The sequence below is a fragment of the Mucilaginibacter sp. OK268 genome (genome assembly GCF_900103125.1).
Taxonomy (GTDB): Bacteria; Bacteroidota; Bacteroidia; order Sphingobacteriales; family Sphingobacteriaceae; genus Mucilaginibacter.
Window position 1 is genome coordinate 171,152 of record NZ_FNJV01000011.1, and the last position, 23,135, is coordinate 194,286.

At 41.4% G+C, this 23,135-nt stretch carries 20 protein-coding genes; all 20 read left to right on the top strand.

Translation table 11 applies throughout. From position 1 onward, the window contains the following. Positions 1 to 6: 6 nt before the first annotated feature. The 20 genes from BLR84_RS26280 to BLR84_RS26375 all read left to right on the top strand — a co-directional run bounded on the left by BLR84_RS26280 (position 7) and on the right by BLR84_RS26375 (position 23,113). Positions 7 to 1,584 (top strand): hypothetical protein, encoded by a 1,578-nt coding sequence (locus BLR84_RS26280; protein ID WP_090473239.1) that lies wholly within the window; start codon positions 7 to 9, stop codon positions 1,582 to 1,584. Beyond that, a complete protein-coding gene (locus BLR84_RS26285) occupies positions 1,571 to 2,494 on the top strand; it encodes a glycosyltransferase family 2 protein (RefSeq protein ID WP_090473240.1) in 924 nt (307 codons plus the stop codon). The genes BLR84_RS26280 and BLR84_RS26285 overlap by 14 nt, the downstream gene beginning before the upstream one ends. A gap of 147 nt (positions 2,495 to 2,641) precedes the next feature. Further along, on the top strand, positions 2,642 to 4,030 hold the full coding sequence (locus tag BLR84_RS26290; RefSeq protein ID WP_090473241.1) for an MBOAT family O-acyltransferase: 1,389 nt from the start codon (positions 2,642 to 2,644) through the stop codon (positions 4,028 to 4,030). Then, positions 4,030 to 5,091 carry a hypothetical protein gene (locus BLR84_RS26295; protein ID WP_090473242.1) on the top strand — a complete coding sequence of 354 codons (1,062 nt, stop codon included), beginning with the start codon at positions 4,030 to 4,032 and terminating at the stop codon, positions 5,089 to 5,091. Before BLR84_RS26290 ends, BLR84_RS26295 begins: the two co-directional genes overlap by 1 nt. A gap of 17 nt (positions 5,092 to 5,108) precedes the next feature. Beyond that, entirely contained in the window at positions 5,109 to 6,320 is a 1,212-nt protein-coding gene (locus tag BLR84_RS26300; RefSeq protein ID WP_090473243.1) for a glycosyltransferase family 4 protein, read from the top strand. After that, positions 6,320 to 7,231 carry a glycosyltransferase gene (locus BLR84_RS26305; RefSeq protein WP_090473244.1) on the top strand — a complete coding sequence of 304 codons (912 nt, stop codon included), beginning with the start codon at positions 6,320 to 6,322 and terminating at the stop codon, positions 7,229 to 7,231. Before BLR84_RS26300 ends, BLR84_RS26305 begins: the two co-directional genes overlap by 1 nt. Continuing rightward, complete coding sequence (locus tag BLR84_RS26310; protein ID WP_143014003.1) at positions 7,231 to 8,151, top strand: glycosyltransferase family protein; 921 nt, start codon at positions 7,231 to 7,233, stop codon at positions 8,149 to 8,151. Before BLR84_RS26305 ends, BLR84_RS26310 begins: the two co-directional genes overlap by 1 nt. Beyond that, the gene (locus BLR84_RS26315; protein WP_090473246.1) at positions 8,152 to 9,081 is read left to right on the top strand and encodes a hypothetical protein; all 930 of its coding nucleotides are present in this window, start codon (positions 8,152 to 8,154) and stop codon (positions 9,079 to 9,081) included. Beyond that, on the top strand, positions 9,060 to 10,019 hold the full coding sequence (locus BLR84_RS26320) for a glycosyltransferase family 2 protein (protein WP_090473247.1): 960 nt from the start codon (positions 9,060 to 9,062) through the stop codon (positions 10,017 to 10,019). Before BLR84_RS26315 ends, BLR84_RS26320 begins: the two co-directional genes overlap by 22 nt. Then, positions 10,012 to 11,013, top strand: coding sequence for a glycosyltransferase family 2 protein (locus tag BLR84_RS26325; protein ID WP_176852161.1), 1,002 nt, complete (start codon positions 10,012 to 10,014; stop codon positions 11,011 to 11,013). Before BLR84_RS26320 ends, BLR84_RS26325 begins: the two co-directional genes overlap by 8 nt. After that, the gene (locus BLR84_RS26330) at positions 11,010 to 12,071 is read left to right on the top strand and encodes a glycosyltransferase family 4 protein (RefSeq protein WP_090473249.1); all 1,062 of its coding nucleotides are present in this window, start codon (positions 11,010 to 11,012) and stop codon (positions 12,069 to 12,071) included. Before BLR84_RS26325 ends, BLR84_RS26330 begins: the two co-directional genes overlap by 4 nt. Before the next feature lie 51 nt (positions 12,072 to 12,122). Continuing rightward, the gene (locus BLR84_RS26335) at positions 12,123 to 13,376 is read left to right on the top strand and encodes a glycosyltransferase family protein (protein WP_090473250.1); all 1,254 of its coding nucleotides are present in this window, start codon (positions 12,123 to 12,125) and stop codon (positions 13,374 to 13,376) included. 43 nt (positions 13,377 to 13,419) lie between these two features. Further along, a complete protein-coding gene (locus tag BLR84_RS26340; protein WP_255367050.1) occupies positions 13,420 to 14,712 on the top strand; it encodes a glycosyltransferase in 1,293 nt (430 codons plus the stop codon). A 437-nt stretch (positions 14,713 to 15,149) separates the two neighbouring features. Then, complete coding sequence (locus tag BLR84_RS26345; RefSeq protein ID WP_255367051.1) at positions 15,150 to 16,310, top strand: glycosyltransferase family 4 protein; 1,161 nt, start codon at positions 15,150 to 15,152, stop codon at positions 16,308 to 16,310. Beyond that, positions 16,300 to 17,706: an exosortase Y-associated Wzy-like protein gene (locus BLR84_RS26350; protein WP_090473251.1), complete on the top strand. Its 1,407-nt coding sequence runs from the start codon at positions 16,300 to 16,302 to the stop codon at positions 17,704 to 17,706. Before BLR84_RS26345 ends, BLR84_RS26350 begins: the two co-directional genes overlap by 11 nt. Beyond that, positions 17,703 to 18,842, top strand: a complete 1,140-nt coding sequence (locus tag BLR84_RS26355; protein WP_090473252.1) for an XrtY-associated glycosyltransferase XYAG1 — start codon at positions 17,703 to 17,705, stop codon at positions 18,840 to 18,842. The genes BLR84_RS26350 and BLR84_RS26355 overlap by 4 nt, the downstream gene beginning before the upstream one ends. After that, the gene (locus tag BLR84_RS26360; RefSeq protein ID WP_090473253.1) at positions 18,835 to 19,455 is read left to right on the top strand and encodes a class I SAM-dependent methyltransferase; all 621 of its coding nucleotides are present in this window, start codon (positions 18,835 to 18,837) and stop codon (positions 19,453 to 19,455) included. The genes BLR84_RS26355 and BLR84_RS26360 overlap by 8 nt, the downstream gene beginning before the upstream one ends. Next, positions 19,455 to 20,873 (top strand): exosortase Y, encoded by a 1,419-nt coding sequence (gene xrtY / locus BLR84_RS30155; protein ID WP_255367052.1) that lies wholly within the window; start codon positions 19,455 to 19,457, stop codon positions 20,871 to 20,873. Before BLR84_RS26360 ends, xrtY begins: the two co-directional genes overlap by 1 nt. A 99-nt stretch (positions 20,874 to 20,972) precedes the next feature. Next, positions 20,973 to 21,533: a WcaF family extracellular polysaccharide biosynthesis acetyltransferase gene (locus BLR84_RS26370; RefSeq protein WP_090473254.1), complete on the top strand. Its 561-nt coding sequence runs from the start codon at positions 20,973 to 20,975 to the stop codon at positions 21,531 to 21,533. 8 nt (positions 21,534 to 21,541) lie between these two features. Then, on the top strand, positions 21,542 to 23,113 hold the full coding sequence (locus tag BLR84_RS26375) for a hypothetical protein (protein ID WP_090473255.1): 1,572 nt from the start codon (positions 21,542 to 21,544) through the stop codon (positions 23,111 to 23,113). The last annotated feature ends 22 nt before the right edge of the window (positions 23,114 to 23,135 follow it).

Genomic DNA, 23,135 nt, shown 5'->3' on the forward strand with positions numbered 1-23,135 from the left:
AATTCCTTGATCATCCAACGAGCAATAGTCTCCACAGACGCCAACCCACTCTATTATGATTTTTGGCCATTAACTGCAAAAGCATGGGCTAATTTTAAAATAACACCCACTGTAGCCGTTATAGGAAATCTTAATCTTAATTATGAGCATGGCCTGGTGATCAAGGTACCGTTTATTGATAATGTGCCCTCGGGTTTTATAGCCCAGGTTATCCGCTTTATTATACCTTGTCTGTTTCCGCATGAAGTATCTGTTATAGGCGACATCGACATGATCCCCTTAGATAAAACATACTTTACTCAACAAGTGTCGCAGTATAATGATGATAGCGTCATCATTTTTTCGGCGGATGCTTATAAAGATCAAGTCAGGTACCCGATGTGCTATATAGCCGCCAAGGGTAAATTTTTTCAAGAAATTATTGGGTTGAAAGATACCAGCTGGCCAACAATAAAGGAATTTATAGAGTCCCTGTATGCCTTAGGTTTGAACTGGGAGACCGACGAACTGTTTTTCGCGAAACAATTACATGAATCACCATTGCTAAAAAAAACCATATTTTTAAAAAGAGGCGGATGGGCTCCCTATGCCAGAAAAAGGATAGACAGGGGTAGGTGGCAGTATTCCAAATTAGGATTATTTAATAACAGATATATTGATGCCCACAGTGTAAGGCCTTTAAACCCCAATCTGGCTAAGCTAAAAACCCTTATCGCGTTTGTTGAAGCAGGCTCTGATCATAAAACTTTCTTTATCCAGTCATTAAAAAAACCGGTTAAGACAGCCTATCTCAGCATTAAACATTTAAAGCAGCTTCTTTTTGATAAAGACCTATACCAGGTTTTAAAAACCATCCCGGCAAAAGCCTTAAAAACTAAAACCATCGCCTTTACGCTTTACGGCAACGAACCAAGGTATATTGAAAACCTGGATCAAACCCTGGCCTCCTATCATGAATGGCTGCCCGATTGGCAATGCCGGTTATACATTGGCAGCGATGTAAATGACAAGACCATCCAACTGCTTCTGGATAAACAATGTGAGGTGATTGTTATGAAAATGGGGGGAATTGATGCCCGGTATATGAACTGGCGTTTTTTAGCCATGGAGGATAAAACCAAGGACGCCGTTATTATCCGGGATGTTGATTCATTTTGTACTTACCGGGAAAAATTAATGATAGAGGAGTGGTTAAATTCCGAGAAGAAATTTCACATCATCCGGGATCATGTGAACCATACCGGTAGAATTATGGGAGGTATTTGGGGCATAAAAAAAGGGTTGATAGACATTGACATCAAAAAAGAAACCAAAAAACTATTGATGACAAACCAATACGGAATGGATATGGCTTTTTTAAATAAGATCATATATCCGTTGGTTAAGCATGATGCCATGGTGCATGATAGCTTCCCGAGATTTCCTGATGAAGACCCTATAGTTGTGCCCGTGGATATAAATGCCGGCTTTATTGGTGAAATAAATACCGACCTGACCTTAAGAGATAGGGACCGGGCATTTTTAAATCATTTTGATCAAAGATGCTTCTCTCTTGAAAATAAAACGATAAATGCTTCTGCCTGACCTGCTTCAATACCGTACCGAATTAGAGAAAAATGGAGCGGCGTTTCCCTTGCAAACCGTACCGTTTACAAAACAGGGTTTGTTAAGTATTTTACCCAAACCGAAAACTGATCAAACAGACTGGCCCTGGGCCGAGGAAGTTCCTCCTGCTCAATATGATGAAAGGGCAGCATGGCCAAAACTCACCATCGTTACACCTTCTTTTAATCAGGGTCACTTCTTAGAAGAAACCATCCGGTCAGTACTCTTGCAAAACTATCCTAACCTGGAATTTATAGTGATTGACGGGGGCAGTACAGATAGCAGTCATGCTATACTGGAAAAATACTCACCCTGGATAAGTTATTGGCAAAGTAAAAAAGACAAGGGGCAATCAAACGCTATTAACTTAGGGTTTAGCCTGGCGAGCGGCGACTACTACGCCTGGATAAACAGTGATGATTATTATCTGCAAAATGTGTTTCAGCTGGTCATTAACACATTTTTAAAATCCCAAACAGATTTTGTTTACGGGTATGCCTTTAATAAAAAGGACAGCAAGTTGGAATTGGTGACTGTGCCACCGCTATATGATTACTTTATAAAGATCCCCTCATTACCACAACCAGCTTGTTTTTGGAGTTCAGGCATCCATCAACCCGTTTGGGAAGAGATGTATTGCGCGCTTGATTATGAGCTGTGGATAAGGCTTGTGAAAGGCAATAAACGCAAACGCATCAGGCAGCCGCTGGCCGTTGCTAATGTTCATGATGATGCCAAGACCCATGATGATGCTATCAAAATTAAATGGCATGAAGATCATCTAAAAATGTGGTCGGCCGAAGGGCATGGACCAGTACCAGAATGGAAACGAATAGTTTTCCTGAACCGCATCAGGCTAAAATTATATAAATTATTGAAGATCATTTAAAAGAGGAATCAAGATATGAGAGAAAAGAAGCAAGATATAAGAGTCAAGAATCAAGAATCAAGAAAAAAATAGTATGTTGATTTTTTCTTTAATCTTTTTTGCTTAGGTCTTAATTCTTGACTCTTATATCTTGCTTCCTTCCCCCCTATGTTATTTAACTCGCTTCTGTTCCTGATCTTTTTCCTGGTAGTAACCAGCGCGTATTATCTGCTCACGCCCAAATTACGCTGGGCATGGCTTTTAATGGCCAGCTGCTACTTTTACATGTATTTTAAACCGGTATATATTTTAATCATACTGTTTACCATTGTAGTTGATTACATAGCAGGTTTATTAATTGAAAAGGCACAAGGTCATACTAGAAAGTTTTTTTTGCTGGCAAGTATAATAGCTAACGTAGGCGTATTGGCTGTATTTAAGTATTTCGATTTTTTCGCAGGTAACTTCAATTTCCTGAGCCATAGTTTTAGCGGCCCGCAGATACCCTTGCTTCATATCTTGTTACCCATAGGCTTGTCCTTTCATACTTTCCAGGCCATGAGCTATACCATTGAGGTTTACCGGGGAAATCAGAAAGCTGAGAAGCATTTTGGTATTTACGCGCTATACGTGCTTTTTTATCCGCAGATGGTTGCCGGGCCAATTGAAAGACCGCAACATATTTTACCCCAGCTGCATCGCGTAAATAAGTTCAATACTACGGGCTTTATCACCGGTATATTTTTAATAACGATAGGCCTGTTTAAAAAAATGGTGATCGCCGATCGTTTGGGCTTATATGTTGATCCGGTGTTTAACAACCCGCACGGTCATTCTGCATTTGATCTGCTCGTGGCCGTTTACTTTTTCGCGTTCCAGATCTATTGTGATTTTAGCGGATACTCAGACATTGCCGTGGGTGCTGCACTAACTTTAGGTATCGAACTGATGCGGAACTTTAACATGCCCTATCTCGCCAAAAACATTGCGGAGTTTTGGCAGCGCTGGCATATCTCCTTATCAACCTGGTTTCGCGATTATGTTTATATTCCGCTTGGTGGTAGCCGCGTAACTTTCATGGTCACCTGCATCAATATACTCATTGTATTTATTATCAGCGGTTTGTGGCATGGCGCCAACTGGAAATACCTGGTATGGGGTTTAATACATGGCTTGTTGCTTATAGGCTACCAGCTATTAAAAAAGCTGAAAATTAATATAAAGGGGCTTAGCTATCTCAAATGGATACTCACCTTTAACCTGGTTTGCCTGGCATGGATATTTTTCAGGGCCAATACGGTTACCGAAGGCTTTTTCATTCTAAATAAGATCTTCACTTTAACTGCCTTCCATTATACTGCTGCGCATATTATGCCATGGAACGAGCTTTTCTATTGCATATTCATTATACTGGCTCTGTTAGCGGGCGAGTGGTACCTGCAGCGTAAAGCGCTGTGGTCAAACCGGGGCATGTTGTTTACAACGGCCATTTTATGTATTGCCTGTTATTTCCTGGGTATATTTAATGAGGCCCAGTTCATATATTTTCAGTTTTGATGAAGAAGATCACTAGCATATTGGTATTGGCTTGTAGTACACTCGTACTATTGGCAGCCATGAACCAGTCGTTCATCAACCGCATTAAACAGGATAGATATTTTGATCATTTAAATAATGCACACACCACCAGATCATTATATCAACGCATTTTTGTAAGATCAGACCGCTGGGCATATGGCGATCTTTATGGTTTATGCTATTTACCCCAATACCGGTTTAAGCTGGAGGCTTTTAAAAAATATAATCCCAGAAACAGCAGAAACTCTCAAAATCGGATCCTTTATATTATTGGCGATAGTTTCCTGGCTGATAAAACTTTGGCCGGAGCATTTGATGGCTTCGACAATGTTATTTTCGTAGACAGGAGGTTCCACTTCGGCCCTATCCAATTAGACAGCACCCAGCAAAATTTCCTGATCATGGAATTTGCGGAACGTAATCTTAACAGCTATAATATTGACAAAACCAACGCAATAAAAGCCGATACCCCTGCGCCACTTTCTTTGATGAACAGATTAGGAAACATCATTTTTAACAAAGACCTGAGCCGTAACCTGGAACTCTTACTATTTGACGATAAATTATTTACGTCGATAAAGGAATTAAAAGCTTCGCTCAACTACAATTTATTTGGCCGGGTAGCAAAAGAAGTTGCGGTGAGTACCGACAAAAAAAGGTTATTATTAAACATCACCGTTGATACCAATGATACCCATTCGGCATTCAGATATAAAACCGCCCGGCAAATTGATAGCATAACGACAAACCTTAAAGAAGCTCAAAATTACTACGAGGGTATCGGGTTTAAAAAAGTATTTTTAAGCATCGTCCCTAATCCGGTGTCGGTTTATGACGAAAACCGCATGCCGTATAATCATCTGCTGGAACGGGTAGAGCAACAAACAGACCTGCCCCTCATCAGCATCTATAAAACATTTAAGACTGATAAATATAATCTATACTTTTTAAGCGACGCGCATTGGAATCCATTGGGCTTTGATACCTGGGTAGAGCAGGTAAATAAAACTTTAAAAAGCGATGATGAAAGAAATCACTAATTCAATAATTACTTGGGATGACCATTGGTTTAGTTACACCTTATTACCCGGATAAACAAACTTATAACAGTGGTATAGCTAATCATTTTTCCATTCTGGCTAATACCCTGGCGCAGCAGGGTCATCGTGTGGTTGTTTTGCATGTAAGGCCTTCTTATGGAGATAACGATAACATCCGAAGTCAACAGGTTACCCCTTTAATAACAGTATTAACTTATCCTATAACATTACCGGCTTATTTCCATAAACTTTTCAAAAACAAATGGGCCGTGCTCGATTTTCTACTCAAGCTACGGTGCATGCTGACCACCTTTAAAAACCTGAACAGCATCATCAAAGAATATCAGCTTGATATTATTGAAACAACCAATTATTATTCGCTGTGCTATTTTAATCTGTTAACAAAAAAACCTCAAGTACCTGTTGTTGTACGGGTGAGCACAACGTTCTTGCAAATAATGGAGGAGTACTATCCGTTTAAGTCGCGCCTTCAAAAAAAGCTGGGGCGAATGGAAATAGCGATGCTAAAAAAAAGTAAATATCTGGTTACCCATACCCATCATCACGCGGCTGAAATGGAAAGGTTGTATGGTATTAGTACCGCTAGCTTCCATATCATTCCACATGGCATTCCGCTACCTGTTTTGTCGCCGGCTCCAACTAAAAATAGCGATCAAATTGAAATATTGTTTGTGGGTCGTTTTGAATACAGAAAAGGCATCGATTTATTATTAGCAGCAATACCTTATGTATTGGAAAAATATAAAAAGGTAGTTTTTAAACTGATCGGTACCGATAAGGATAATTTTTACGAAAACACTTTTCGTAATCAATACCCTGGTTATTTAGATAAAATTATGTTTTATGGTTTAACGAGTTCTGAGGATATAAAAAGGGCTTATGCCGGTTGTGATATTTTTGTAGCCCCCTCGCGATACGAGTCGTTCGGGCTGATATATATTGAGGCCATGAGTTATGGAAAACCTGTTATCGGCTTAAAAGCGGGTGGGGCAATGGATATTATCAAAGATAACTACAATGGTTTATTAGCCGAACCGGAGAATGTACAAAGCCTTGTTCATCAACTGTCCAGTCTCGTAGAAAATCATGAGCTGAGAAAAGAATTGGGCACAAATGCCCGAAAAACGGTTGAGGATAAATTCTCAGATGAAGAACTGGCCTCTAATTCAATAGCCTATTACCAGGAGGTGATCAACAAATTAATTTGATGGAAATCTCGGTTATTATTTGTACTTATAATCCCCATTTAAAAAGGCTTGATCAAACGCTTTCATCCTTGCGAAAGCAATCATTGGATGCTTTGTCATGGGAACTCATCATTGTAGATAATAATTCTTCCAACGAATTTGATACTCATCTTGATCTCAGTTCTTTTCCAAATTCCAGTATTGTCAAAGAACAGCGGCAAGGCCTTACTTATGCCCGGCTTAAAGGATTTGACGAGGCTAAAGGAGCGATCATTATTATGGTTGATGATGACAATATCCTTCAAAGCGATTATCTGGAAACAACCTTAAATATATTTAAAGATCATCCCCAAATAGGTTCGGCAGGGGGTAAATCGCTGCCGGAATTTGAATGCGAGACACCAGCCTGGTTAACCGAGTTTTACGGCAACCTGGCACTGCGAGATCTGGGCAATGATACCATCATTAAAAAATGGGAAAGCAGTTATCCTAATGTCGCTCCTATCGGCGCTGGTATGGCCATCAGAAAGCTTGCGCTGCAATCATACATCGATGCCGTGACTACTGATAAAAGTATTATAACCGACCGGACCGATACCTCCCTAACATCAGGAGGAGACAATGAGATCAATATCCAGATTTTAAAATCGGGTTGGGAGATCGGATATTTTCCCGAACTGGTTCTTCAGCATATTATTCCAAAAGAAAGGATGCAGATAAAATACCTGGCCAGGTTGCTCCGGGATACCAACAGATCCTGGGTACAATTGCTGGACAAACACCACATCAACCCATGGAAAACTATCAGTAAACAAACGCTGTTACTCCGGAAAATAAAAGCGTACCTCACTTATAAGGCCTGGAAAAACGAGGTTCATTTTATTAAATGGCAGGGAGCCTGCGGCATGCTGGAAGGAAGGGTAAAACCATAATGTTACAGCAAATTATTAATGTACTCTACCGGCATCCTTTATCCCAACTAAAAAGGTATAGGCGCTTCGGGGGATATTTTAGCTATCGTGCCATGATGCGTGGCAGCCGGCAAATGATGGAGGCATCTTCACAGTTGCCACCCGTTCATTGCTACGCTCACGGTCTGCCCGTTTATTTTTTAACTGGTAAAAACTACCTCTATCAAACTTTATTTTGTATCCGATCATTGGTAAAATTCAGCAACGAAGAGTTTCAGTTTATACTGGTTGATGACGGCAGCTTTGATAGTACACTTGTTGCCCAAATTCAAAAACAACTTCCGGGTTGTACCATTGTTATGCAGGATGAAGTAGATAAAAATTTGCAGCAACTTTTACCACCGCAACAGTACCCCCATCTATATCAAAAGCGAAAAGTATATCCCCATTTAAAAAAGCTAACGGATATCCATACCCTTACCGGCTCTGATTGGAAACTGGTATTGGATTCTGATATGTTGTTTTGGGATACACCTCAGGAGATCATTCAATGGCTAAAAAAACCGGAGCAGCCTATACATATGGTAGATTGTGTAGAAAGCTATGGTTATTCCAAACAGCTTATGGAAAAACTGAGCGGTCACCCTATTCCCTCCCTGCTTAATGTGGGAGCTATCGGCTTAAACAGTACCGAAATCAATTGGTCGGCACTGGATAATTGGGTGCATGTTTTGGAAGAAAAAGAGGGCGCCTGTTATTACCTGGAACAAGCCTTAACAGCCATGCTTATCGGTGAGCAACAATCAACTATTTTGGATAAGGATCAATATAAAGTAAACCCCTCCCTGGGCGATGCTAAACCACCTGTTCTTCACCATTACGTGGACCTTTCCAAAAAATATTATTACACACAGGCCTGGAAAAAACTAATCAATTATTAAATGGGTATCGGAAAACTAGTCTACAAAGTATTTTTTAAACCAACGTTACCTATCAGGTACCATATTACTCATTTTGGCATAATGGGTTGGTATAAGTTGCACAAAGGCGAGCAGCAAATGAAAAAAGCAGCCATGAACATTACCTCTATCGCCTTAACTGATGATTATATATTAGAGGTGTGCTATTTAACTGGCAACAAATACTGGCATCAAACCATTTTTTGCGCCCAATCGCTTGCCAAAATTTTACATGGAGCTGTTAAAATAAACATATATTCCGACGGAACATTAAGTCCAACACAGGAAGCTTTTATTGCACGAGCTATTCCCGGCGTCAACATTGTTGCAGAAAAAACTATTGATGAGCATCTTGATCAATTTCTTCCGGCTGCTCAATTTCCTACCTTGCATTATTTGAGAAAATGGCACCCAGTTTACAAGCGGCTAATAGATATTCATGTTACCCCAACATGGGCCATACATTTGGATAGTGATATGCTTTTTTTTGATCGCCCGCAACAGATTATAGACGCATATCAAAACAAAGCAGCCATTTATATGGAAGAGCTTTTGGATAATTCCTATTTTGTTGATGATGACAAAAACTTAAAAGACAAACATGGCATCAATTGCATAAGCCATGTAAACGGAGGTATCATTGCCTATAACGGCGATATAGATTACACCGACCTGGAAGAAAAAGCAAAAACTTTACTGGACCATTATCATCATAGAGGACCGGGCCGGGCCGAACAAACCTTACTGAGCTATTTGTTATGTAATCAAAATGCTACGCCATTGGATAAACACCGATACCCTATATTTTACGACAGTAAAATTGAACTGAATGATTCACAAATTGTACGTCATTATATATACAAAGCCAAACTACCGTACTTTACTTCTGAATGGAAAAAAATACGCCCTTAGTTTCTGTTTGCATGCCGGCTTACAATGCAGGTGAATACATTGCTGATACGGTAAAATCAATTTCCGGTCAATCGTATACCAACTGGGAGCTCATTATTGTGAATGATGGGTCAACAGATGATACAGCGGCTATCCTTAACCAATTAACAGATACCCGGATCAAAGTATTTCACCAGGAAAATAAAGGGCAATGCGCAGCGGCCAATTGGGCATTCCAACTATCAAATGGTGAGCTGATCAAGTTTATGGATGCTGATGATCTGTTATCCCCCAACTATATTCAAAACCAGGTATCGGCGATCAATGGTGATGATGGTGTAATTGCTTTTGCGGCCTGGGGAAGGTTTTATAACAACTCCTTAGCAAGCTTTCAGCTGGATGATGACTTTTTAAAAACCTCCATGAAACCTGCCGAATGGCTCATCGCCTCTATGATCGGTAAACAGGTGATGCTGCAATGTGCCCTGTGGCTTATCCCCCGTAAGCTATTAGAAGCTTCCGGCTTATGGAACGAAACGCTTTCGCTGATCAATGATTTTGAATTTTTTATCCGGGTATTGTTATGCGCCCATGAGCTCCGGTTTACAAACGATGCTATTTTATATTACCGCAGTGGACTAGCCCAATCCCTGTCTGCCACCACTTCAGCAAGAGGTGCTGAATCAGCCTATAACTCAGTAGACCTGGGCACGCAGCATCTTTTAAACTATGAAGCCAGCGACAGGGTAAAAAAAATAGCTGCCGATTGTTTTCAACGATTGGTTTATACTTTTTACCCTCAACATCCAGTCATTGTTCAAAAAGCAGAATTAAAAGTAAAGGAGTTGGGTGGTTCATCCATTGCTTTCCCGGCAGGTGGCTATACAAAAATATTGGCGTCGGTATTAGGATGGAAAGCTACCCAGTATCTCAAATTTATATTTAAAAAACGTGCTTAGTTGCAGGGTCTATTTATTTACTTATAAAAGGAACCACCTGCTGCCCAGGGCTGTTGAAAGTCTTATCAATCAAACTTTTCAAAACTGGGTTTGCGAAGTACACAATGATTGCCCGGATGATCCATTTCCGGCAGCTTACATCCAATCATTAAATGACCCCCGGTTTATCATGAAAAGCCATGCGGTTAATATGGGTGCTGTTGCCAGTTTTAACCTTGCTTTTGCGGGCTGTACCGAAGATTATGCCAGTATCCTGGAAGATGACAATTGGTGGGAGTCTACTTTCCTGGAAGAAATGATTGCGCTGATGGAAAATAATCCAACTGTTAATATCGCCTGGAGCAACATGAACTTGTGGCAGGAAAAACCCGGTAATGAATGGCTAAATACAGGTAACCCTATTTGGCCCGCTGGTGCGCAAACAACAACCTTTTCGTGGCCGGTACAACAACAAGTTATTGGCGCCCTTCATTCAACCGGGGCCATGTTGTACAGAGGAAAAATTGCCCATCATTATATAGCACCTCATGAAACCCTGTTAAATGCTATTGAACTGGTTCGCGAGCGAAGCTTTGAACATCCCATCATTTTAAATCACAAGCCACTGGCTAATTTCGCCATCACCATAAGCACCAACCGTTCTGCCGATCCTTATCCCTGGATTGCCTCGCAAGTAATGCTGCTGGCCAGTTATATAGAAGCATCCGATAATCAAACTGAAATCATACAGGAAGCACTGGCCTATCATCGCCGGTTAAAACCCAGCCCTATTGCCAATTTCTTTTTGGCCGATCTTTTTCTGCTGAAAAAGGGCTCGCTGTATAAGTACTTCAACTTATCCGATTGGATGGTGATTGGCAAATGGCTCATCAGAAACGGGCATAAACTAAACTATATTAAAACCTACCTGGCATCGCAACAAAAAACAACCTACAGTTTTTTACTAAAACATACCCGGTTACGATTCCAGGAGTCAAAACAAAACGTACATTGAAGATAGCCCTTATTGTAAATCCTTTAATACCTGTACCGCCCGAACAATATGGCGGTATAGAACGCGTGGTGTATGTACTGATCCGCGAGTTGATAAAAATGGGTCATGATGTAAGGCTGTATGCCAATCCCGCTTCGCAACCAGGTTGCAAGCTCATAGGCTACCGCGAATCTGAAAATTATGGATTAAAGGATTTTGTAAAGATCAACCTGCTAACTTCTTCACTCCTTTTTAAAAATTTTGATGTGGTACACACCTTTGGCCGGATGAGTAATATAGCATCGCTCATGCCTTTTAAACAGCCTAAAGTAGTTTCGTACCAATTACCGCCTACTATATTACAGGTAAAAAAAGCGGTAAAAATTGCTGCCAAAAATTCGCTTTATTTTACGGCTTGCAGCAATTTTATTGCCGGGCAGATCAATCATATCGGTCATGTTACTACTATTTACAACAGCGTGGATATGGATGACTATCATTTTAACGCCGAAGTTGATGCAGACGCGCCACTGGTATTTTTAGGAAGGATCCAGCAGGAAAAAGGAACCGCTATAGCTATTGAAATAGCGCTTAAAACAAATAAAAAACTCATCATTGCGGGTAATGTACCCAATGAGCAAATCCATCAGCAGTACTTTAACGAGCAGGTGAAGCCTTTTATTGAGCAGGACCAGATCAAATACATCGGGCCGGTTAATAATAGTCAAAAAAACGAGTTATTACGCAACGCCAGCGCCTTGTTGATGCCGGTAACCTGGGACGAACCCTTTGGTATTGTAATGGCCGAGGCCCTGGCCTGCGGTACACCAGTAATTGGATTTAACAGGGGCGCGGTACCCGAAGTGGTAACCAACGGATCAACCGGTTTTGTATGCAGTAACATCAACGAAATGGTGGAAGCGGTGAATAATATACATGCTCTAAGCAGATCGAAATGCCGTGAGGCGGCTGAGGAAAAATTCAGCTCCATTGTAATGGCTAAACAGTATGAACAATTGTATAAAAAAATAGAGTCAAGAGCCAAGAATCAAGAGTCAGGAAAAAACAATGCTTATTGAATTTACTTCCGTCTTGATTCTTGACTCTTGGTTCTTGACTCTTAGCACAACGTGAAAAACATCACCTTCATTACCACCGGACAACCAAGCACCAATCCAAGGCTGGTTAAGGAAGCCGAAACCTTAATTAAACTGGGGTACCGGGTTAAGGTGATTTACTGCTTTTATCAAGGCTGGGCGCAGGAGTTTGATCAGGAGATCATCAATAGAAACCCAAGTGTATACATTTACTGTGGCGGCAACCCAGTGAATGAGAAACTAAACTATTATAAAACACGTTTGCGGCAAAAAACAGCTCTGCATCTTTTTAATTATACCAAAGCTTTTGGCGTTCCGGAAAATGCCATATCCCGCACGCATGCAGAGGCTTTGTCTATCGCCAGATCCATAAAAACCGATCTGTATATCGCTCATAATTTGGGGGCTTTATCGGCAGCGGTTCTGGCAGCAAAATTCAACGGCGCCAAAGTAGGATATGATGCCGAAGATATGCATTCGGGACAGTTCAAGACCAAGACCGAAAAAGGCTATCTGCTGAATAGATTTATGGAAGAAAAATACTTCCCTCAAACAGATTATTTTACGGCGGCAAGTCCACTGATTGCTCAAAATTACAAACAGGTTTATCCCTACCTGAATCCTGTACTGATCAATAACGTTTTTCCAAAAACAGATCTCCCGACCATCACAAATACCGATGCGGCACGGCCCTTAAAACTTTTCTGGTTTTCGCAAACCATTGGGGCCGAACGGGGGATCGAAAACATCATTGGAGCGATGGCGCTTATTGCCAAACCAACAGAGTTGCACTTGCTGGGAAATTGTTCTGCCCAGGATGAGCTGGCCATCGTAGAGCTGGCAAAATACAATCGTCTTGCACCCGGTCAAATTCATTTTCACAAACCCATTGCCCCGGATGAGCTGTTCAAATTCGCGGCCTGGTTTGATATCGGCATGGCCACAGAAACAGCGCCGAACCTGAATAGGGATATTTGCCTCACCAATAAAATTTTCACTTATATACAGGCCGGCCTCGCCATTATCGCCAGCGATACCCAGGCCCAGCGCCTTTTTATGGAGCAATATCCTGCCACCGGGAGTCTGTATCAAAAAGATGATATCAGCTCCCTGGCCAATTGTATAATGGGATATATCGAAAACCCGGAAAGCTTAACACAAACAAAGCAAATGAACTATCAATTGGGACAAACGGAACTGAACTGGGAAAATGAAAGCCAGATATTCCAGCGCATAATAGAGAGTCAAGAAGTTAGAATCAAGAATCAAGACAGGAAAAAAAGTTGATTAATTATAGAAGCTTTCTTGATTCTAAAGTCCCACTATCAAATTGAAAAACCTCCTCATCATATCACCCTACTTCCCGCCGGGAAACGCGGCCGATATGCAACGGGTACGCATGAGTTTACCTTATTTCGCCAGCAATGGCTGGAATGTGGAAGTAGTGATGGTAGATGAAAATTATACGGATATTCAGATCGATCCCCTGTTACTGGAAAGTATCCCCAACGATATCAAGATTCACAAAGTTAAAGCGCTGAATAAACGGTGGACATCCAAACTGGGCCTGGGGAGTATTGCTTTACGGTCGTCTTGGTTTTATCGGCATCAAGTGAACCGCCTTTTAAAGAATGGTAAATTCGACCTGATCTATTTTTCAACCACGCAATTCCCGGTTTGTATTTTAGGCGCTTATTGGAAAAAGAAGTTTGGGGTTCCCTATGTTATAGACATGCAGGATCCCTGGCATTCTGATTATTACCAAAACAAACCCAGGGCGCAGCAACCCCCAAAATACTGGTTTTCGTACCGTTTAAATAAATACCTGGAACCCATCGCCATAAAAAATGCAGATGGGCTGATCAGTGTTTCTGAAGCTTATATCGATGACCTAAAAAACAGGTACCCCTCGATAAAAAATAGACCATCGGCGGTGATCACTTTTGGCGCGTTTGAACCGGATCTGTCCATCGCCCGTGAAAACCAAACAAAATTTGTGAGCTTATTAGATCCCCGGTTTATCAATATTGTTTATACCGGTCGCGGTGGTGTCGATATGCACCAAGCCATAACTCCCGTATTTGAAGCATTTAAAAAAGGCCTGTCGGATAAGGAAAATGCATTTTACAGGCGCTTGAAGTTTTATTTTATCGGTACCAGTTATGCCCCGGCTGGTCAGGGTAAGCCAACGATACTGCCCCTTGCCCAACAGTACGGGATAGCAGATCATGTTGTTGAAATAACCGATCGCATCAGTTATTATCATACCCTGCTCACCTTGCTACAGGCCAGCGCTCTTTTTATTCCGGGATCAGACGATCCGCAATATACGGCCTCAAAAATTTACCCGTACCTGCTTACTCAAAAACCATTGCTGGCTATTTTTAATGGTAAAAGTTCGGCGATACCAATACTCCGGGAGTATGGCGTAAGACACGTTTATGATTATGAAAATGTAAGGGAAACCAATATCAATGATTTCTTTTCAGAACTGAATAACGGTGATTCCGAACCGGTATATGACCAGGAAGCGATCAACAAATATTCGGCACAACAAATGACGGTGAACCAGTGCCTGCTTTTTAACCAGGTTTTAAACCTGGAGTCAAGAATCAAGAGTTGAGAGTCAGGAAAAAGGATAATATACCTTGTACTAAGCTGATTAATGGCAAAACATATAACTACATAATTTTCAACCAGATAACCAAATGTAAACCATGTATATTATGGTTTACACATAATGACGATGATTAACATTCAATCTATTGATTTTCAATTAAATAAGTCAATGCTAACCATAAAAAGTGTAAACCATGTAAACCCACTTTTAACAAAATGGCGGCCTCTTTAGAATAATAGCCCATGAGTAGACATAACAAACAGGTAATATTCAAAAAAGGGGCTGTCACCCTGAGCTCCGTCGAAGGGTCGAGCGTAGAGGCCTGCCCACCATGCTTCGACGGAGCTCAGCATGACACCTTGTTTACTCATGGGGTGAACGTTTCTTTATTTTTTTCTCTTGATTCCTGATTCTGATATCTTGACTCTTAATTGGCACTTATGCGCTTAGCCATTATAGCCACCCATCCGGTACAATATTACGCCCCTGTTTTTAAACTGCTGGCTGAAAGCCCGGACATGGAGATCAGGGTATTTTATACCTGGGGCGAAAAAGCTATAGAAAAGTTCGATCCCGGTTTCGGGCAAAAAGTCGACTGGGATATCCCCTTATTACAGGACTATGATTTTGAATGGGTAAGCAACACGGCATCAGATCCAGGCTCACACCACCGCAATGGGATTATTAACCCGGGATTGATCGATCAGATGAACCAATGGCAGCCAAACGCTTTATTGGTATTTGGCTGGGCCTATCACAGTCACTTAAAAGCTATTCGCCATTATCATCATAAACTACCTATATATTTCAGAGGCGACTCTACCCTGATCGATGTAAAACCTGGTATCCGCGCGTTTTTAAGATCTGTTTTCTTAAAATGGGTTTACCGGCATATTGATCATGCTTTTTACGTGGGCACCAATAATAAAACCTATTTTAAAAAATATGGGCTTAAGGACAAGCAGCTAACTTTTGCCCCGCACGCTATAGATAATGAGAGATTTAGCGCCGACAGATATGAGGAAGCTCTAAAATTACGGCAAAGCCTGGGCATTACCGATAATGATACACTGGTACTTTTCGCGGGTAAATTCGAGGACAAAAAATCACCGCAATTATTGATCGACGCTTTTTTGGCCTTAAATAAACCGGCTGTTCATTTATTACTGGTAGGAGGTGGCATTTTAGAGATCCCTTTAAAAACAAGGGCCAGCATTAATAAGCGTATCCATTTTATGGATTTTCAAAATCAATCATTCATGCCGGTGGTATACCAGGCCGCTGATCTTTTCTGCCTGCCCTCCAAAGGTCCCGGCGAAACCTGGGGGCTTGCAGTCAATGAAGCCATGGCTGCCGGAACACCGGTACTGATATCCAACAAAGTGGGTTGCGCGGCCGATCTGGTGATACCCGGTTTTACAGGAGATATTTTTGATTCGGAAAATTTATCAGATATTACCGAAAAGCTTGGCGATCTTTTGAAAGACAGATCCAGGTTGAAGGCTTTAGGGGCCAATGCCCAATGTAAAATAGTCGATTGGAGTTTTGACAAACAAGTGGCTGCCATTTTAAATACAGTAAAGCATAACTATGCGAACTAATCAGGCTCCCTTGGAGCGGTTTTTCATATTATTTTTACCCTGGGGGCTCTCCTTTTTATTAAAAGGCGACCCGGTGCTCTCCTATTTTATCGCCTGGCTGGGTTCGTTTTTGATCTTCTGGCTTACATTAAGCGGCTGGGTGAAACCTATACCCGCCGACAGGAGCATTGCGGGCCAGTTAATGCGCCCTATTTTTTTGGTTCAGATAATTTTTGCCGGATACATGGCCTGCACCTCCATTTTTTATTTCATGGATGTAATGGGCTATGAGAATTTTGTAAAACAAGGCTATATTTTAGTAGATCATGAAAAACTCCTGCTCACCGCGCAATGTCAGCGTTATTACTGTCTGGGGCATGCTTCTTTAGTTTTGGGGATATTGATCTTTATGGATTATCCTGTTAAAAAGATTTATCATGTAGATACTGAAAAACTTACCCGTCTGCTGATGTTATTTGCTATGGTTAGTTTTCCTGTATCTATTTTGTTTTTAAAAATACCGGGGCTGTCACAATTTTATAATCAATTAAACTCCCTTAGTTTTATTGCGGGTACTTTGGCTTTGGCATTTGCTATACCACTCAAAAAAGTAGGTAACACGCTGGTATGTATTGGCTTTTACTGTTTTAATTTTTACCAGTCGCTCATCTCCGGGTTTAAAGAGCCCATTATTGTAAGTGTAATGGTATTGGGTATATTTCTGTATCCCAGTTATAAAAAAGCGGTCACTCTTACCTTTATCCCCTTACTGCTATTGTTATTTGTTTTTTTACCGACCTACAATCGTGTTTTTAGGCAAAATGCGTGGGCTGGTAACAGTAATGCCAGCGAAGCCAGTCAGCTGGCATTGGATGCTACCTTAAACAATGATGTAGAGGACGATGATTCCAATTGGTCGTTTTTGGTGAACCGGCTAAGCGAAATAGATATGTTTACCCACTTTGTACAATCAACCCCAAAGCAGGTAAATTATTACGGTTTTACGCTGCTTAAACAATCCGGAACAGCCATTATCCCCCGCATATTCTGGCGATCCAAACCCATTACCGAAGAAATGATCATGGAACGGGTTTACAATGCCGGGGTTATTAATCGTTTCTCCAATGTATCGGCTAAACCCGCGTTTATTGTTGATGCCTATCTTTCGGGAGGAGCCCTAGGTATACTTTTGTGTTTATTTGCCTATGGCGCTATCGCTCAACTGATCGCTCTGCAGGCCGAGAAACTTTTTGGGGGTTATGTCCTGGGCACAGCGCTGATCTTTAGTGGATTATTTCAATTTTTTTGGCGCGGACTTAGTTTCGAATTCTTAGTTAACAGCTTGTTCTGGAGTTATATTACCATGCTGGTCATTCATAAAATACTTACGGCGACCAATATCCTTCAAAAAGTTTGAAAATTTTACAGATCTCAGCTTCTTACAAACCAGCGGTTATTTATGGCGGCCCCATTATGTCGGTAGCTATGCTCTGCGAACAATTGGCGAATGCAGGTTGTGAGATCATGGTATATACCACAACCGCCAACGGATCAAAAGAACTTTCGGTAACTCCAAATGAAGCTGCCAATATTGATGGTGTTGCCGTTATCTATTTTAAACGGATCACTAAGGATCATACCCACTTTTCACCAACCTTGTTAAAGTCGGTTTGGCAAAATGTTAAAAATTATGATTTGGTGCACATCCAGGCCTGGTGGAACCTGGTTTCGGTTTTATCCTGCCTCATAGCGGTTTGGCGCAAGGTACCTGTTGTGATCTCGGCCCGGGGTACACTGAGTCCTTATTCTTTCCAAAACAAAAACAAGGGCATTAAAAAGATCATTCATCATCTGCTAACCAAACCTTTATTCAAACGGTCGCATTGCCATGTAACTACCGAAAGGGAAAAAGAGGCCATGCTTAGCCTGGTTCATCCTAAAAGTATTTTCAATATAGCTAACCTGGTTAAACTACCATTGGCAAATTACACTGCAGGTAACAACGGAGGCTCGGTATTTAAATTAATCTTTCTTTCGCGGATCGAAGAAAAAAAAGGCTTGGATATACTGATCAATGCGTTACCTTATTTAACGTTTCCCTTTACATTGACCATAGCTGGCGACGGCGATAGTAACTATGTAGATGGATTGAAGGAACTGGTAAAAACCCATGGCCACGAACAAAACGTCAACTGGCTTGGCTTCCAAAACGAAAACAAATTTGAGCTCTTAAACGGGCATGATCTGCTGGTGTTACCATCCTACGATGAAAATTTTGGTAACGTGGTTATCGAAAGCTTAAGCCAGGGAACAGCAGTATTGTTAAGCGAATTTGTAGGTCTATCGGCCTATGTGGTTCAAAAAAAATTGGGTTGGCAGTGCGAACCGGACAGTCGCTCCTTAGCAAACCAGTTGAATTTAATAAGCGGTCAGCAGGCTCAGTTAACCCGTATCCGTACCACCGCCCCAGCGATAATTGAGTCTGACTTTGATAAAAGCAAACTCCTGAACCAGTACACAACTATGTATACTCATATCATTAACAATGGCTGATTATAACGATTATGGTTATCATGATGATCAACCTACGTGCAACTTAGGCTATCAGCTTCATGACCTGCTCTGCTTGCTTAATAAATCGCGGCATCATTATATACTTGATCTGGGATGCGGTAATGGCTACCTGGTGAATTATTTAATTGAACATGGCTACAACGCCTACGGAACCGACGCGTCTGAAGAAGGCATCAACATAGCCCGACAAAAAAATCCCGATCGCTTTTTTGTTCAGGACCTGTCGTCTGATAATTTACCCGAACAATTACAAAATATAGCCTTCGATATTATCATCACTACCGAAGTTATTGAACATTTATACAACCCCGAAGCGTTTATCCTGTTTTGCAAAAAACAACTTAAAAAAGGTGGCGAATTAGTGATATCAACCCCTTATCATGGCTATTTAAAAAACCTGGTGCTCAGCATTTTTAACAAATGGGACAGCCATATGGACCCACTTTGGCTTGGCGGGCATATTAAATTATGGTCAAAAAAAACATTAAGTAAGGCATTGTCAAATGCCGGTTTTACAGTTACTTCGTTTAAAGGTAACGGGCGCTGGCCTTATTTATGGAAATCAATGTTGATAAAAGCTAAACTTAATTGATGGTTCCTTATTCAGTCATCATACTTACTTATAACGAAGAGCAGCATTTGCCCCGTTTGCTGGAGTCGATAGCGGCGCTAAAGGCACCCATTTTTATACTGGATTCGGGCAGTACCGATCAAACCATCCAAATAGCAGAGCAAGCGGGGGCAGTTGTACAGCAACACCCGTTTGAAAATCATCCCAGGCAATGGGACCATGCATTAAAGATTTTTGATATACAAACTCCCTGGGTTATTTGCTTTGATGCCGACCAGATAGTTACCCCGGAGTTAAAAGAACTGCTGCTTAATTTTAATGACGCGGATTATCGGGACGTTAACGGCATATACTTTAACCGGAAAAACTTCTTTAAGGGCCAGTGGATCAAACATGGGGGCTATTACCCCATCTATCTGCTCAAAATGTTCAGGTATAAGGCCGGGCATTCTGACCTGAATGAAGGAATGGATCACCGCTTTATTGTTCCGGGTAAAACCATCGTATGGAAACAGGGGCACATTTTAGAGGAGAATTTAAAAGAGAACAACATCAGTTTTTGGATAGATAAGCATAACCGTTACAGCGACCTGGTGGCACGGGAAGAGGTGGAACGGATGCAAAACCTCAGGCACCAAACGCTAAAACCAAGCTTATTAGGTTCGCCCGATGAACGTACTGCCTGGCTTAAGCGGCTATGGTGGCAATTACCAAGGTATTTACGGCCTTGGCTGTACTTTGGCTACCGCATGACATTTCAGTTAGGGATATTGGACGGGCGCACGGGTATCATATTCCATTTTTTACAGGGTTTCTGGTTCAGGCTTATTGTTGATGTAAAAATTGATGAGATACTCAACGCCACTCCAAAACGAGCTGCCCATATCCAAAACTCCCCCCTAAAATTCGCTTTTAAGTTCATCGTGCTGTTCCTGTTATTTTATTACTTCAATATCTTGTTTTTAGGCATGACCAGCCACGGAAATCATTACAATGCTTTTTTAGCCACTTATTTGAATTATATACAAGGCTTACGGACTCTTTTACTATCGGGCAGTGCCTTCATACTTAGCGCACTCGGTTTTGATGTAATTTACAATCATATTGATCTGTTGGTTGCCGGTAAAGGTACTATCCGGTTAGCCTATGATTGCCTGGGCCTGGGGGTCATGAGTTTTTTCTCGGCATTTGTGATCGCATATCCTAAACAATTCAGATCAAAAATCTTATTTCTGATCTCGGGCTTATTGGGCATCCAATTTTTAAACATTATCAGGTTTGTGCTGTTAGCTTTGTTTTGGAGTAAAAAAACAAATCCGGTAATTGATCATCATACCATTTTTAATATCATTATCTATATATTGATCATGTTCAGTCTTTATTTTTGGGTAAAAAGAGAACCAGGAGTCAAGAATCAGGATAAGGGCAAAAACAAATGATTTATAAAAAATTTATTTCTTTATTGAAATTACAAACAAGAGCAAGTTATTTTTTCTTGATTCTTGACTCTTGTATCTTGCTTCTCTTTATCAACACGCATGCATAAAACCGACCTATCTACCTATAATAATTACCCTTTTCATCCGGGAGGTAATGCTGTAAAAAGGTTATTATGGTTTTATGTGAATGCTTTGTTCTTCAAAACCAGCCTGGTGCCCATCAGCGCGTTTAAGGTGTTTCTGCTCCGGGTATTTGGCGCAAAGATTGGCAAAAATGTAACCATCAAACCTTGTGTCAATATCAAATATCCCTGGCATCTGAGCATCGGTAATGAAAGCTGGATAGGTGAAAACGTGTGGATCGACAGCCTGGTTACCATCAGAATCGGCGCCCATGTATGCCTTTCGCAGGGTGCAGTATTACTCACCGGTAGTCACGATTATAAAAAAACAAGTTTTAACCTCATAACCAAACCACTTATTATAGAAGATGGCGCCTGGATAGGTGCCGGTGCCATCGCAAACCTGGGCATTACAGTTGCCAGCCACGCAGTACTCACCAGTGGCTCTGTTGCCACAAAAAACCTGGAAGCGTACAGTGTGTATCAAGGTAACCCTGCCATCAGGATCCGCGACCGTATTATTACACATCAAACCTAAGCTCATTTATGTCAACGCAAAAGTCTCACATCCATCAAATTATTTTAGCCGCTCTGGGTATCCTTGTACTTATTTTGGGTACCATGATATACCTGTACCCTACCTCCATTTTCCCCGATTCATGCTGGGGTTTCCAGGTGTTGCGCGCTATGCAAATGGGCGGAGGTTTTAATATGGCCATCAAGCCTGATGCTGCCGATATCGCTAAAAACTCAGCAGAGTTTTTAACCTGGTGGTCACCGGGACAATACCTGTTCCCTTATGTTTTTAAATTGGTATTGGGTATCAATACCGGTAAAGCGGCGGCGGTCACGGTTACCTTGTTTACTTTATCTGGCTTAGCCGGGTTTTACCTGCTTTTCAAAAAGGTAGGCTTTACGCCACTTGTTGCCGCTATCAGTGTATTGGTTATTGCCTGTCAACAGGCGTTTATTGTTCCTTATGTTTTTTACAACGGTGGCGAGGTTTTACTTTTCGGCTTCGCCGGATGGTTCCTGTATGGCTGTGCAAGCATCGATAAACCCGGGTGGAAGATCGTAGCTTTTTTGATCATTTCAGGCTGGATAGGTTTTTGTTGTAAATCATCCTTTTTGTGGGTATATGGCGCTGGTTGCGTTTATTTATGGATAACCTTATCAACAGGCCAAACCAGTATATGGGGATGGATAAAAAAAGGATTCTGGATAGGTGTGCCTGCTGTAATATCATTGGCAGCGATATACAAATTGTATCTATCCAAAGGCACCACACCTGCCTCCGGAGCAGGGGGCATCAAACTGGCCTGGGAAACTTTTAGCTTCCCAATGGCATCACCTATATTGGCGGGATTTTCGGTTGATGATATGATGAATGGCTTAATATATCATGACGATGCGCCGATGTTAAACCATTTCTGGTCGATAGTAACCGTTGTATTAGCGGCGATATTAAGTGTTTTACTGGTAAGCAGGATAGTGCGTAAGGCGCCGGATAAAAAGTACGCGCGGCTGCTCATCGTTTTTTATTCTGTGGCCATATTGTTCTTTGGATATAACTTTTTAAAGCAAGCCTATATTTCCTACGAAGCCAGGCACCTGCGCTTAATTGGCTTATTAGTTATACCGGGTGTGGTGTATTTAGTAGGCCAGAGCGGCATATTTTACAAAACCGCGTTTGGCTTTATTTGTATGGTAATCGCTTTTTTTAGCTTTCGCTATTTTATGCCGGGCTATCTGCAAAATAAAAATGTGAATGCCAGGGGCACCTCTGGTTTAGCCCAAATGTTTATCGACCAGCCATCGCTAAACTACATCATGGACCTCGACAGAAAGAACAACAATGCCCTTTTTGTATTTACCAGTCCGGATCTGGGATTGGAGATCAACCATAATCGTTTTATTACGATAGATCCAATCGACTCGGATATTAAAATTGATTACGACACTTACGCACACTACGGGCACGCCGGACCTATATTTATCCTGTTACCCGCAAGTTATATGGGTCCCAAGTCAAACATTATACGCAAGTGCTTCCCGGGCTACACGGGCTTTAAAATGGATATGCTGAGCAATAATTACGTACTGTATTCAGCGAAGTGAAGCAGAGGCAAGATATTAGAGT